The following is a 13,035-nucleotide window of genomic DNA, read 5'->3' as shown; positions in this document are numbered from 1 at the left end:
GGTTCGTCGCTCGTTCGGGGGGTTCGAAGATGACCGGAAGTCCTGTCGTGATCGGCGTCAACCGTACCCGGGACGGGTCGATCGCGGTCGCCCGCGGCCGGACCTCGGTCCACAGCCTGCAGAAGGAGCGGATGACCCGCCGCGAGCACCACCGGGGCCGGCTCGGCGACCTGCCGGACCACTACCTGCCCCGGCTGCCCCAGCTCGCCGGGCCGGTGGACCTCGTGGTGGAGGGCTACTCGTCCGACACCGAGATCGCCAATCTGGCCGCCTACCGTGCGGAGCTGCGCGAGACCCTCGGCCTGACCGGGGACACGCCGGTCGTGCTCGTCTCGCACCACCTGAGCCACCTCTACAGCGCCTTCCCGCCGTCGCCGTTCGAGGAGGCCGCGGGGCTGGTCGTGGACACGCAGGGCAGCCGGGTGCGGGACTTCACCGAGCGGGTGGAGCTGCCCCGCGGCACGCCGGGCGACCTGCTGGAGGTGTCGTCCTTCTACCGGTGCGCGCGCGGCCGGGTCGAATGCCTGGCCAAGCAGCTCTGGGACGGCGACTGGACCAGGCCCGCGGGGCTGGGCTGCTTCTACGCGCTGCTGACGCGGATGCTCTGGCCGAGCGGCGGGGGCGACGAGGGCAAGGTGATGGACCTGGCCCCGTTCGGCGACCCGGACGCGCTCGGGCTGCCGGAGCTGGACGTGCGCGGGCACGAGGTGTTCATCCCGCGGGCGTGGCTGGACACGTTCGACCAGGGCGCGGCGTTCCGCTACGTGACCAACGGCGCGAGCACGTTCAAGCGGTCGGCCAACCTGGCCGCCGCCGGTCAGCGCGCGTTCGAGCGGGCGCTCGACCGGCTCGCGGCCTGGCTGCACGAGCGGACGGGCCTGGCGGACCTGGTGTTCGCGGGCGGCACGGCGCTGAACTGCACGGCCAACGGCCGGCTGATCCGCGGGTCGCCGTTCCGCGAGGTGTTCATCCCGCCGAGCCCGCACGACGGCGGCACCGCCGTGGGCTGCGCCCTGTACGGGATGATCGAGTGCCTGGGCGCCGAGAGCGGCTTCCGGTGGGCCGACGACTTCCTCGGGCCCGAACCCGACCCGGCCGAGATCGACGCGGCGGTGCGGGCGCTGCCGGAGGATCTGACGGCCGAGCGGCCCGCCGACCTGGCGGGCGCGATCGTCGAGCTGCTGGCGGGCGGCCGGACGGTGGGCCTGCACCAGGGGCGCTCCGAGTCGGGGCCGCGCGCGCTGGGCAACCGGAGCATCCTCGGCGACCCGCGGGTGCCCGAGCTGCGCGACTACGTCAACGTCGAGGTCAAGGGCCGCGAGTGGTTCCGGCCGCTGGCCCCGCTGGTGCTGGCCGAGCACGCGGGGCGGATCTTCGACGTGGACCGGCCGGCGCCGTTCATGCAGTACACGGCCGAGGTGCGGCCTGAGCACCGCGAGGAGCTGCCCTGCGTCACACACGTGGACGGCACCGCCCGGCCGCAGACGGTGGAGCCGGGCCGCACGCCGTTCCTGCACGAGCTGCTGACCCGCTGGCATGAGAGGACCGGCTGCCCGGTGCTCGTCAACACCTCGCTGAACGGGCCGGGCGACCCGCTCACCGAGACGCCGGAGCACTCGGTCGGCACCCTGCGCAAGACCGGCCTGCACGCGCTGGCCCTGCCGCCCTACCTCATCCGCAAGCGCGACGAGCCGCCTGTCCCCGGCGACGACTGGCAGCCTCCGGCGCGTCCCGTCTAGCACGTCGCGGGCACCCGCAGCGCCATGGCCTGGCGGCGAGCGACCGGCGCGGCCGAGGAGCTGCCGGGAACGAGCGAGGGCCCGCACCCCGGAACGGGATGCGGGCCCTCGGCCGTGGAGCGTCAGGCGGGGACGATGTTCTCCGCCTGCGGGCCCTTCTGGCCCTGGGTGATGTCGAAGCTCACCTTCTGGCCCTCACGCAGCTCGCGGTAGCCCTGAGCGGCGATGTTGGAGTAGTGGGCGAAGACGTCGGCGCCGCCGCCGTCCTGCTCGATGAAGCCGAAGCCCTTTTCGGCGTTGAACCACTTCACGGTGCCTGTGGCCATGTCATTTCTCCTTTGATGAGTACAGAGCCGGAGTGTCCGGACCCATCCGGAAATGACCGGTAAAACAAAATGCGCCCGACGGTTACATACCGTTAGGCGCACACGAAGTCATGGGTACCAGAACTGCAACGTCTCTAAGACTAGCACGGCCCCGCGCGTGCTCGGCCAACATGACTCGCGAGCAAATTCTGTTGAATTTTTCACGTTTGACGATCTGTATTAGCCGGACCTTGTCAAGATCACACAGCTATCGTGGCCCGCATGTTATCGGGTCCTGAGGCGGGATTCTCGTCACTGGGGCAGCGCCTGGAGGCCGCCCGTGACCGTGCGTTCGTGGGGCGGGAGGAGGAGCAGGCCCTCTTCCGATCCGCGCTCGGCACGGACCGCTCGTTCATGGTCCTGTTCGTGCACGGCTCGGGCGGCATCGGCAAGTCGGCGCTGCTGCGCCGGTTCGCCGCAGAGGCCGCCGCGGCGGGCCGTCCGGTGGTGACGGTGGACGGGCACACCGTCGACCCGTCGCCCGGCGGCTTCGAGGCCGAGGCCGGGCAGGTGCTGACCGTGGAGCGCGGGGTGCTCCTGGTCGACACGTTCGAGCGGTGCCAGGGCCTGGAGGGCTGGCTGCGCGAGAGGTTCCTGCCGCGGGTGCCGGCGGGAGCCCTCGTCGTGGTCGCCGGGCGCAACCCGCCCGACCTGCGCTGGCAGGCCGACCCCGGCTGGGCCGAGGTGCTGCGGGTGATCCGGCTGCGCACGCTCGCGCCGCAGGAGGCGATGGCGCTGATCGACGCCCGCGGGGTGGCGGCGGACCTGCGCGAGCCCCTGCTGGCCTTCGCGGGAGGCCACCCGCTGGCGCTGTGCCTGGGCGCGGCCGTCGCCGCCAAGGACGAGCGGGCCTCGGCCCGCTGGACCCTGGACAAGGACATCCCGGAGGAGCTCGCCGAGACGCTGCTGGACCAGCTCGTCGGCGAGGTGCCCTCGGCGGCCCACCGCCATGCCCTGGAGGTGTGCGCCCACGCCCACGCCACCACCGAGGAGCTGCTGCGCGCGGTGCTGCCCGACCATCCGAAGCCGCTGTTCGACTGGCTGCGGCGGCTGCCGTTCATCGAGTCGGGCCGGCACGGCCTGTTCCCGCACGACGTGGTGCGCGACGCGCTGGAGGCGGACCTGCGCTGGCGCGACCCCGAGGGGTACGCGGACATGCACCACCGCATCCACGCCCACCTGGCCGCGCAGGTGCGGGCCGCCGCAGGGCAGGACACGCTGACGGCCATGGGCTCGCTGTTCTTCCTGCACCGCCACGACGGGGTGACCTCGAAGTTCCAGAACTGGCGCGGCGACGGCGAGGTGCACGAGGAGGCCTTCAACCCCGAGGACCGCGACGAGGTCCTGCGGATGGCCGCCGAGGCCGAGGGCGAGGCGTCGGCCTCGGACGCCGCTTACTGGATCGACCGGCAGCCGGAGGGGTTCTGGGTGCACCGGCGCACCGAGACCGGCGAGCCGGTCGCGCTCATGTCGTGGGTGCGGGTGAGCGGCCCGGCCGAGCCGGACGCCGACTGCCCGCTCATCGCGGCGGCGTGGCGGCACGTGGAGGAGACCGCGCCGCCGCGGCCCGGCGAGCACATCGCGCTGGCCCGCGCCTGGGTGCTGCCCCCCTTCCACGGCAGGTCGCCGGTCATGGACCTGGTGCAGTGGCGCGCGGTGGGCGAGTGCCTGCGCTCCGACCGGCTGGCCTGGACGTTCCTGGTCATGCGGGACCCGGACTCGTGGCGGCGCTACCTGGGCCACTACGACATGCACGACCTGGGCGTCCGCATCCCGCTGGGACGCGAGACGTTCGGCCTGTTCGCGCACGACTGGCGCACCATCACGCCGGAGGCCTGGCTGGAGCGGATGAGCACGCGCGGGCTGGGCCTGCGCAGGCCCGCGTCCCCGCAGGGCAAGGAGCTCGCGGTGCTGGCGCGTACGGACTTCGACGCGGCGGTACGCGACGCGCTACGGAACGTGTCGCGGCCGGACGCGCTGGCGGGCAACGCGCTGGCCCGGTGCCGGCTGGTCGCCGTGCACCCCGAGCGCGACCCCGCGCGGGCCGTGCGCGACCTGCTGGAACAGGCGGTCGAGCAGGTGCGGCAGGACCCGCGCGCGGACCGCTTCCACCGGGCGCTGGCCACCACGTACTTCGGCCGCGTCCCCACCCAGGAGGCCGCGGCCGAGAGGCTGGGGCTGCCGTTCAGTACCTACCGGCGGCATCTGGCGGCCGGACTGGAACGGGTGGCGGAGATCCTGTGGCACCAGGAGGTGTTCGGGGCCCGGCCAGACGCCTGACCAGCGGGGCGGCGGGCCGCTCCACCCAGCGGTGCACGGCGTGGGCGGCCAGGCACATGACCGCGACCAGCGCCGCCAGCAGCACCCACCGGTCCACGGCGCCGCCGGTCCGCTCGATGACGACGAAGCCGATGTGACCGTGCAGCAGGTAGAGCGGGTAGGTGAGCGCTCCCGCCGTCACCAGCCAGGGCCGGGCGAGCGGCCGCAGCGCGCGCACCGCGACCAGCGTCATGACCAGGAACGCCGCCGCGATCACGATCGCGATCACCCACGGGTCGTACTCCGCCCCGTACCGCCGCCCGACGGCGTCGGCGTACCCGATGCCGCGGTACACCGCGTTGGCCAGGCAGAGCGGCACGAGGAGCAGCGTCTGCCAGGTGACCCCGAACCGGTACACCATGAACAGCGCCATGCCGGCGATGAAGTAGTGCGCGAACTCCGACTGCACGACCAGGTCGGCGACCCCCGGCAGCACCCCGGCCTGGACCAGGGCGGTCATGGCCAGCCACCCCCACAGCATGGCCATGACCCGGCCCCTGGTCATCCCCACCCAGGCGAACGCCAGGATGAGGAAGTAGAACCGCATCTCGGCCCAGAGCGTCCAGTAGACGACGTCCACGTTCGGCACGTCGGCCACCGACTGGAACATGGTCAGGTTGGCCAGCACCTGGATCGGCGAGACCTCGAACATGCCCTGGCCGAGCGTCACCGTCACCAGCGCGGTCACGGCCACGCCCAGCCAGTACGCCGGGTAGAGCCGGGCCAGCCGGGAGGCGGCGAACGCGCGCGGGCTCTTGCCCCAGGCGCTCATCAGCACCACGAAGCCGCTGATGAGGAAGAACAGGTCCACGCCCAGGTAGCCGTACTGGGTCAGACCGGAGATCTCCGGATACGTGATCGTCGTCGTGCCGCCCACCGGCCCGGAGAACGTGTAGTGGAAGAGCACCACGCACAGCGCCGCCGCCAGCCGTAACCCGTCGAGTTCGTACAGCCGGTCCGCCTTGCGGTGCCGGCTCTCGTACGCCTTGTCCCGCCCCCTGTTCACCCGGCGAGCATGCGCCGGGGCATTGTTCACTCAACAGGTCGTTCTACGCTCATTAACTGCTCAATGTCCCCTTTACGCCATGGGCCTGAACTGCCCGGGGCCCGGCGGCGTACCTCTGAGCGCAGGGTGTCGCCGGAGGAGGAGGTCGGCCGAGGTGCGTCAGCGGATCGCCGGGGTGGCCGTCGCGGTGCTGGGGTTGTGGGCGACCGGCTCCCACGGGGCGCTGGAGGAGCCCGTCAGCCGGGCGGCGGCCTGCGGGGCGGAGGGGACGCCGCGGGAGCCGGCGTGCGCCGCCGCGGCGGCGGCGAACGGCGGCGGCCTGCCGGACGCGTGGGACGACCTGCGGGTGGCGGACGTCGGCGGGCGGGATCGCGAGGTGATCCCCGACGGCAGGCTGTGCAGCGGCGGGCTCGACGCCTACCGGGGCCTGGACCTGCCGCGCGCCGACTGGCCCGCCACCACGCTCGTGCGGGGCGGCGACTTCACCTTCAGGTACCGGGGCACGATCCCGCACCGGGGCAGTTTCCACCTGTACGTGACGGCTGACGGTTACGACCCCGCCCGGCCGCTCGGCTGGGACGACCTGGAGCCGCGCCCGTTCGTGGAGGCGACCGACCCGCCGATGCGGGACGGCTCGTACGTGATGGAGGGCCGCCTGCCCGCGGGCAAGACGGGCCGCCACCTGATCTACACGGTCTGGCGCAACACCGACACTCCGGACACGTACTACTCGTGCTCGGACGTGGTGTTCACGATCGCCGCGAAGCCGCCGGACGGGGCCGCCGGCCTGCCCTGGCTGGCGGGCGGCGGCCTGCTCGCGCTGGCGGGCGGGCTGGCCCTGCTGGCCCGCCGCCAGGACAGAGGACGCTAGGCCGGCCCTCCTACGCGGGGTGGGGCTGGGGGGTCGCGGTGGGGCCGCGCACGATCGGCTTGCCGTCTTCCCAGTCGACCCGGTCCAGCCAGAGCCGCCGCCCCGGCTCCACGCTGCCGATCGCGTCCGGCGGCCAGGCGTGGTAGAGCAGCCAGGTCTGCCCGCCCGGCGTGGTCACCAGGTAGCTGTGGCCGGGCCCGGCCGCCCCCTCGCCGCTGGACAGGATCGGGTTCTCGGGGGCGTCGTGGCAGGGGCCGAGCGGGGTGTCGCAGGTGGCGTACCCGACCGCGTACGCGGCGGCGTCGAAGGCGTTGGCCGAGTAGAACAGGTAGTAGCGGCCCTCGTGGCGGACGAGCTGGGGCGCCTCGACGACCTTGCCGTGCCAGGCTGCGGTGTTCGCCAGCAGCCGCACCCGCTCCCCTTCGAGGCCGAGCCCGTCGGGGGTGAGGCGCTGCCCGTACAGCCAGGTGGTCTCCCCGATCGCGTTGCCGTCGTTCTTCCAGTAGAGGTAGAGCGCGCCGTCGGCGTCGCGGAACGGGCTGGCGTCGATGGAGCCGCCCTCGCCGGCCTGGCAGACGAGCGGGGTGTCGGAGTCGTCCCTGAACGGCCCCTCCGGGCGGGCGGCGGTGGCGACGCCGACGCACTGGCGGCCGGTCCCGGCGGCGCGGGCCGTGTAGTAGAGGGCGAACCGGTCGCCGGTCACCTGGATCGCCTCCGGCGCCCAGGTGTGGCCCGGCTCGGCCCACGAGCCGAGCTCGGGCAGCACGTCGCCGCGGGGCGTCCAGGTCACCAGGTCGGGCGAGGTGAGCAGGGGCACGTTCGCGCCGCCCCCGTTGGTCCCGTACGCGTACCACGTCGCGCCCACCCGGAGGGCGCCCGGGTCGGGGAAGTTCGCGTCGTGGACCGGGTTGGTGAAGGTCATGCTCTCTCCCGTGGGGGTTGCCGTCGAACAGGCGGCCAGCAGGCACAGGAGCGCGCCCGCCAGGACGCGGGGGTTCATGCCCGGCGCCCCAGTCTGACCATTGTCCAGGAGGCCGGGGGAAGCACCGCGGTGAGCGTCCCGCCGTCGGCCTTCACGCCGTCGAGCGGCCGGGGCCGCACCTCCTCGGCGGGGCCGCCCACCCGGTGCGGGTCGTCCTCGGCGAGGGTGCACGCCTCGACGACGCGGTCCGCGTGCACGTCCCGCAGGTCGGCGGTCATCTCCAGCGGCCGGTCCGGCGACCGGTTGACGGCGAACAGCGTCACCCCGTCCTCGTCGAGCGTGGCCACCGCGGACAGCTGCGGCACCTCGCCGTGCCGTCCGGTGTCGAGCGACGGCGACACCGGCTCGACGCGCAGCACCTCGCCGCGCGCGTGCCGGGCGGTCAGCGCGAACGGGTGGAAGATGCTCTGCCGCCAGGCGGGGCCGCCGGGTTCGGTGCGGATGGGCGCGATGATGTTGGCGAGCTGCGCCTGACAGGCGACCGCCACCCGGTCCGCGTGCCGCAGCAGCGTGATGAGGAGGTCGCCGACGACGACGGCGTCGGCGGCGGTGTAGGTGTCCTCGATGAGGCGCGGCGCCTCCTCGAACGGCTCCCGCTCGCGGCCGTGGTAGTCGGCCTGGTTCCACACGTTCCACTCGTCGAAGGACAGGTCGATCCGCTTGCGGGTGCGCTGTTTGGCGGCGACGTGGTCGGCGGTGGCGACCACCGAGGAGATGAACCGGTCCATGTCGGCCGCGCTGGCCAGGAAGCCGGGCAGGTCGCCGTCCTCCTCGTAGTACGCGTGCAGCGACAGGTAGTCGACGGCGTCGTAGGCGTGCTCCAGCACGGTCGCCTCCCAGCCGCCGAACGTCGGCATCCGGCTGTTGGAGCTGCCGCAGAGCACCAGCCGCACGTCCGGGTCGACGAGCCGCATGGCCCGCGCCGTCTCGTTGGCGAGCCGGCCGTACTCGTCGGCGGTCTTGTGGCCGACCTGCCACGGCCCGTCCATCTCGTTGCCCAGGCACCACAGCCGGATCCCGTACGGGTCGGGCCTGCCGTGCTCGGCCCGCAGGTCGGACAGGCGGGTGCCGCCGGGGTGGTTGGCGTACTCCAGCAGGTCGCACGCCTCCTGGATGCCGCGGGTGCCGAGGTTGACCGCCATCATCGGCTCCACCCCGGCGGCCCGCGTCCAGGTCATGAACTCGTCGAGGCCGAACCGGTTGGTCTCGATCTGCCGCCAGGCCAGGTCCAGCCGGGTGGGCCGGTCGGCGACCGGGCCGACGCCGTCCTCCCAGCGGTAGCCGGAGACGAAGTTGCCGCCGGGGTACCGTACGACGCTCACCCCCAGCTCGCGGGTCAGCTCCAGCACGTCGGCGCGGAAGCCGTGCTCGTCGGCGGTCGGATGGCCGGGTTCGAAGATCCCGGTGTAGACGCAGCGGCCCATGTGCTCGACGAACGAGCCGAACAGGCGCCTGCCGACCGGGGCGATGGTGAAGTCGCGGTCCAGGGTCAGCCGTGCGGTCTCCACGTAAACAGCTCCTTGAAATGCGGACGGGTCAGCCCTTGAGGCCCGACCGGGACACGCCCTCGATGACGTAGCGCTGGGCGATGACGAACAGGACGAGGACGGGGACGCTGGCGAGCACCGCGCCCGCCATGATCACCGGATAGTCGATGGTGTAGGCGCCCTGCAGGATGGACAGCCCCGGCGGCAGCGTGAACTGGTCCGGGCTGAACAGCACGTAGATGGGCCAGATGAACTCGTTCCAGTTGCTCAGGAAGGTGAGCACCGCCAGCGTGGCCAGCGCGGGCCGGGCCAGCGGCAGCACGATGCGCAGGAAGATCTGCAGGTGGTTGGCGCCCTCCAGGGTGGCGGCCTCCTCCAGCTCGGGCGGCAGCGACAGGAAGAACTGGCGCAGGAAGAACACCCCGAACGCGCTGGCAGCGCCGGGCACGATGAGCGCCCACGGGCTGTCAAGCCAGCCGAGCTGGTCCACGACGAGGAAGTTCGGGATGAGCAGCGTGAAGCTCGGCACCAGCAGCGTGCCCACGATGATCCCGAACAGGAGGCCGCAGCCGCGGAACTCCAGCCGGGCCAGGGCGTAGGCGGCGGTGGAGGCGACCACCAGCACGAGCACGGTCTGCCCGGTGGCGGCGACCATGCTGTTGAGGAACCAGCGCAGCACCGGCGTCTCGCTGGTGCCCTCGGCGAGCGTCCGGTAGGCGCCGGTGCTCCACTCCTCGGGCACGAAGGTGGGCGGGATCCGGGTCGCCTCGACGTTGGTCTTGAGCGAGGTGAGCAGCATCCACAGCAGCGGCACGATCACGATCGCGGCGAAGCCGACGAGCATGACGTACCAGGCGGACGCCTTCAGCGTCTTCATGACCTGCTCCTGAAGATCCGAAAGTTGATCACGCTGACCACGATGAGGGCGAGGGTGAGCACGTAGCTCATGGCGGCGGCGCTGCCCATCCGGTAGTCGACGAGACCCTCCTGGGCGATGTACATGATCGCGGTGCGGGTCTCGATCCCGGGCGCGCCCTGGGTGACCAGCAGCGCCTGGCCGAACATGTTGGCCGAGGCCAGGATCGTCACGGTGGTGACGAACACCGCCACCGGCCGCAGCCCTGGCAGGGTGACGTGCAAGAACCTCTGCCAGGCGCCCGCCCCGTCCACGGACGCGGCGTCGTACAGCTCGCGCGGGATGTCCTGCAGCCCGGCCAGGTAGATGACGGCGTTGAAGCCGAGCGTCCACCACACCGTGATGCCGATCAGCGACACCCACGCCCACGGCAGGTCGGTCGTCCACGGGATGTCCAGGCCGAACAGGTGGTTGACGAACCCCAGGTTCGGGTCGAGCAGGATGCGCCACATGACGCCGATGACCGCGACGCCGAGCACGAACGGCAGGAAGAACACCGCGCGGAAGAACGTGCGGCCGGGGAAGCGCCGGTTCAGGATCATCGCCACCCCGAGCGGCAGCACCACCAGCGGCGGCACGCTGCCGAGGGTGAAGACGCCGGTGGCCTTCATCGAGGTCCAGAAGTTGTCGTGCACCGGCGAGTCCGGGTCGAACAGCGCCGCGTAGTTGTCCAGCCCGACGAACGGCTTGCCGGGCAGCAGGTAGTCCCACTCGTGCAGGCTGATGTAGACCGCCGGCACGGCCACGAACAGGCAGAACAGCAGCAGGTACGGGCTCAGGAAGAACAGCGGCGTGAGCCGCCCGCGCCTGCGCACGGGGGGCGCCGTCATGCCTCCCCCGACCGGTGCGGGCCGCCGGATGCGTACGTCCACCACGGGATCAGCCGCCGTACTTCTTGCGGTTCTGCTCCAGGAGCTTGTCGGCCTTGGTCACGGCGTCCGACAGGGCGGCCGCCGGCTCCTTCTTGAGCAGGATCGCGCTGTTGACGGCGGTGTCGATGAGCGGGCTGACGTCGGCGACGCCCGCGACCGGCGGCGGGAAGAACAGGTGGTCGATCTGGGAGCCGATGGTCGCCTGCTCCTTCAGCGCCTGGAACTCGGCGCTCTCCCTGATCGCCTTGCGGGCGGGCACCTGGCCGCCCTTGGCCCACTCCAGGGAGTGGCGGCTGATCCAGTTGATGAACACCTTGGCCGCGGTGAGCTTGTCGTCGTCCTGGCTGCGCTGCTTGAACACCACGAACTGGTGCGAGCCCGCCCACGCCGCCGGCTGGGAGCCGATCTGCGGCAGCGGCGCGACGCCCCACTCCAGGCCCTCGACCTCGTTGAGGGTGTTGATGGTCCAGATGCCGTTCCAGTTGAAGGCGGCCTTGCCGTTCTTCAGCGCGATGACGTCGGCGTCCTGGCCCACGTTCTTCGGGCTGTAGCCCTTCTTGACCAGGTCGACGAGCCAGGTCAGGGCCTGCACGCCGGCGTCCCCGCCGAACATGGCCTTGGAGGCGTCGTCGTTGAAGAGCGTGCCGCCGTGCTGGTAGAGGAGGCTGGTGAACTGGAACGTGCCGGTGAACGGGAACGGGGTCGCCCAGTGGCCCTGCACGCCGGCCTTCTTCAGCTCCTCCAGCGCGGCCAGGTAGTCGCCGGCGGTCTGCGGCGGCTTCTCCGGGTCGAGGCCGGCCTCCCGCATGACGGTCTTGTTGTAGAACATGCCGAGCGGGTGCACGTCCAGCGGGATCGCGTACCGGCCGCCCTTGTAGGTGCCGGCCTGCCAGACCGGCGGGGAGAAGTCGGCCTCGGCGAGCTGGAGCGAGGCGGCCAGGTCGTCCAGCGGCAGCACGATCTGGCGGGCGGCGTTGGTCGCCACGCTGTCGACGTGCATGATGCCCAGGTCGGGCCCCTGTCCCGCGGTGACCGCGGCGGGCACCTTCGCGTAGTAGTCCGCCCACTGGTAGACGTTCATCGTCACCTTGATGTTGGGGTGCTCGCCGTTGAACTGGTCGACGAGCTTCTTCATGTACGGGCCGTCGCCGCCGGTGAAGCCGTTCCAGAAGGACAGGGTCACGTTCGGGCCCGTGTAGGCGGTCGGGGCGGCGGAGGCGGGGCCGGACTGGCGGGCCGCGGGACCGGCGGGACCGCCGCCTCCGCCGCAGGCCGCGAGGAGCAGGGCGGTGCCGGCGCCGGCGCCGAGGCCGAGCAGGCCGCGGCGGGTGAGGGTGTGGGTAGACGTCTCGGTCATCACGATCACTTCCCCAACGGTGGTGAGATGACCGCATTTCTACATCGATGAATCCAACGTTGTAAACAGGAGGAGACTGAAGTGTTACATCGTTGGAAACCCGGCTATAGTGCCTCTGTGCAGCCACGACTGAAGGACGTCGCCGAGCTCGCCGGAGTGTCGATCAAGACGGTCTCCAACGTCGTCAACGGCTATCCGTTCGTCAAGCCGGAGACCCGCGAGCGGGTGGAGCGGGCCATCGCCGAGCTGAACTACCGGCCCAACCTGACCGCGCGCAACCTGCGGCAGGGCCGGTCGGGGGTGATCGCGCTGGCGGTGCCCGACCTGGACATCCCCTACTTCGCCGAGCTGGCCACCAACGTGATCTCCGCCGCGGACCGGCACGGCTGGACCGTGCTCATCGACCAGACGCAGGGCGACCGGGCCAAGGAGCGCCTGGTCGTGTCGGGCATCCGGGCCCACCTCATCGACGGCCTGCTGTTCAGCCCGCTCGCGCTCACCGCCGCCGACCTCGCCCAGCGCGCCGACCACACGCCGATGGTGCTGCTCGGCGAGCGGATCGGCCGGCGGCGCACCGCGTACGACCATGTCTGCATCGACAACGTGGCTGCGGCGCAAGAGGCCACCTCGCACCTGACCGGGCTGGGCAGGCGCCGCATCGCGGCGATAGGCGCGCGCCAGGCCGCGTCCGGGGCGACGGCGCGGCTGCGGCTGCGCGGCTACCGGCAGGCGCTGGCCGCCGCCGGGCTGGCGGAGGACCCCGCGCTGGTCGTGCCCGTCGACGCCTTCCACCGCGCGGACGGGGCCCGGGCGATGGCCGATCTGCTGGACTCGGGGGCCGGGCCGGACGCGGTCTTCTGCTTCAACGACACGCTCGCCCTGGGCGCGCTGCGCACGCTGCTGTCGCGCGGGGTGCGGGTGCCGGACGACATCGCGCTGTTCGGCTTCGACGACATCGAGGACGGGCGGTTCTCCACCCCGTCGCTGTCGACCATCGCGCCCGACCGCGCGGGCATCGCCCAGACGGCCGTCGACCTGCTCGCCGGCCTCCTGGCGGGCCCGGCTCCCGACCGGCGCCCCCAGGAGGTGTGCGCCTCCCACACGCTGATCGCCCGGGAGAG

The 13,035-nt window shown here is 72.1% G+C and carries 10 protein-coding genes and 1 pseudogene; 4 read left to right on the top strand and 7 right to left on the bottom strand.

Annotated features, from left to right (window positions below; genetic code table 11):
* Positions 1 to 29 precede the first annotated feature (29 nt).
* Positions 30 to 1,739 (top strand): carbamoyltransferase C-terminal domain-containing protein, encoded by a 1,710-nt coding sequence (locus FR742_RS13825; protein WP_148031344.1) that lies wholly within the window; start codon positions 30 to 32, stop codon positions 1,737 to 1,739.
* Between the two features lie 122 nt (positions 1,740 to 1,861).
* On the opposite strand, the gene FR742_RS13820 is transcribed toward FR742_RS13825, so the two are convergent.
* Complete coding sequence (locus FR742_RS13820; protein ID WP_148031343.1) at positions 1,862 to 2,065, bottom strand: cold-shock protein; 204 nt, start codon at positions 2,063 to 2,065, stop codon at positions 1,862 to 1,864.
* 261 nt (positions 2,066 to 2,326) lie between these two features.
* Here FR742_RS13820 and FR742_RS13815 point away from each other — a divergent pair, with 261 nt between their 5' ends.
* Complete coding sequence (locus FR742_RS13815; RefSeq protein WP_148031342.1) at positions 2,327 to 4,384, top strand: ATP-binding protein; 2,058 nt, start codon at positions 2,327 to 2,329, stop codon at positions 4,382 to 4,384.
* Here the strand turns inward: FR742_RS13815 and FR742_RS13810 are convergent.
* Entirely contained in the window at positions 4,290 to 5,429 is a 1,140-nt protein-coding gene (locus FR742_RS13810) for an acyltransferase (RefSeq protein WP_187281136.1), read from the bottom strand. The genes FR742_RS13815 and FR742_RS13810 overlap by 95 nt on opposite strands.
* A gap of 154 nt (positions 5,430 to 5,583) precedes the next feature.
* Between FR742_RS13810 and FR742_RS13805 the strand changes: the two genes are divergently transcribed.
* On the top strand, positions 5,584 to 6,300 hold the full coding sequence (locus FR742_RS13805) for a lytic polysaccharide monooxygenase (protein ID WP_261808513.1): 717 nt from the start codon (positions 5,584 to 5,586) through the stop codon (positions 6,298 to 6,300).
* 10 nt (positions 6,301 to 6,310) lie between these two features.
* On the opposite strand, the gene FR742_RS13800 is transcribed toward FR742_RS13805, so the two are convergent.
* The 5 genes from FR742_RS13800 to FR742_RS13780 are packed head-to-tail and all read right to left on the bottom strand — an operon-like array spanning position 6,311 to position 11,914.
* Complete coding sequence (locus FR742_RS13800) at positions 6,311 to 7,300, bottom strand: glycoside hydrolase family 43 protein (RefSeq protein WP_148031340.1); 990 nt, start codon at positions 7,298 to 7,300, stop codon at positions 6,311 to 6,313.
* Entirely contained in the window at positions 7,297 to 8,790 is a 1,494-nt protein-coding gene (locus FR742_RS13795) for an alpha-N-arabinofuranosidase (RefSeq protein ID WP_148031339.1), read from the bottom strand. Before FR742_RS13795 ends, FR742_RS13800 begins: the two co-directional genes overlap by 4 nt.
* A gap of 28 nt (positions 8,791 to 8,818) precedes the next feature.
* Complete coding sequence (locus tag FR742_RS13790; RefSeq protein ID WP_148031338.1) at positions 8,819 to 9,646, bottom strand: carbohydrate ABC transporter permease; 828 nt, start codon at positions 9,644 to 9,646, stop codon at positions 8,819 to 8,821.
* Positions 9,643 to 10,515 (bottom strand): carbohydrate ABC transporter permease, encoded by an 873-nt coding sequence (locus tag FR742_RS13785; RefSeq protein WP_148031337.1) that lies wholly within the window; start codon positions 10,513 to 10,515, stop codon positions 9,643 to 9,645. Before FR742_RS13785 ends, FR742_RS13790 begins: the two co-directional genes overlap by 4 nt.
* Before the next feature lie 49 nt (positions 10,516 to 10,564).
* Entirely contained in the window at positions 10,565 to 11,914 is a 1,350-nt protein-coding gene (locus FR742_RS13780) for an ABC transporter substrate-binding protein (protein ID WP_148031336.1), read from the bottom strand.
* 81 nt (positions 11,915 to 11,995) lie between these two features.
* On the opposite strand from FR742_RS13780, the pseudogene FR742_RS13775 reads away from it, so the two are divergent.
* Positions 11,996 to 13,027: pseudogene (locus tag FR742_RS13775) on the top strand (LacI family DNA-binding transcriptional regulator); the annotation flags it as partial.
* Positions 13,028 to 13,035 lie beyond the last annotated feature (8 nt).

This window comes from Nonomuraea sp. C10, from assembly GCF_008017515.1.
GTDB classification, from domain to species: Bacteria; Actinomycetota; Actinomycetes; order Streptosporangiales; family Streptosporangiaceae; genus Nonomuraea; species Nonomuraea ferruginea.
The sequence above is the reverse complement of the archived record's forward strand: the minus strand, read 5'-3'. Positions and strand labels throughout refer to the sequence as shown.

What these genes read in the sequence shown, in the direction of transcription:
- FR742_RS13800 (WP_148031340.1), bottom strand. Translation starts at nt 7,300, where the DNA reads ATGAACCCCCGCGTCCTGGCGGGCGCGCTCCTGTGCCTGCTGGCCGCC.
- FR742_RS13790 (WP_148031338.1), bottom strand. Translation starts at nt 9,646, where the DNA reads ATGAAGACGCTGAAGGCGTCCGCCTGGTACGTCATGCTCGTCGGCTTC.
- FR742_RS13785 (WP_148031337.1), bottom strand. Translation starts at nt 10,515, where the DNA reads ATGACGGCGCCCCCCGTGCGCAGGCGCGGGCGGCTCACGCCGCTGTTC.
- FR742_RS13820 (WP_148031343.1), bottom strand. Translation starts at nt 2,065, where the DNA reads ATGGCCACAGGCACCGTGAAGTGGTTCAACGCCGAAAAGGGCTTCGGC.
- FR742_RS13780 (WP_148031336.1), bottom strand. Translation starts at nt 11,914, where the DNA reads ATGACCGAGACGTCTACCCACACCCTCACCCGCCGCGGCCTGCTCGGC.
- FR742_RS13815 (WP_148031342.1), top strand. Translation starts at nt 2,327, where the DNA reads ATGTTATCGGGTCCTGAGGCGGGATTCTCGTCACTGGGGCAGCGCCTG.
- FR742_RS13825 (WP_148031344.1), top strand. Translation starts at nt 30, where the DNA reads ATGACCGGAAGTCCTGTCGTGATCGGCGTCAACCGTACCCGGGACGGG.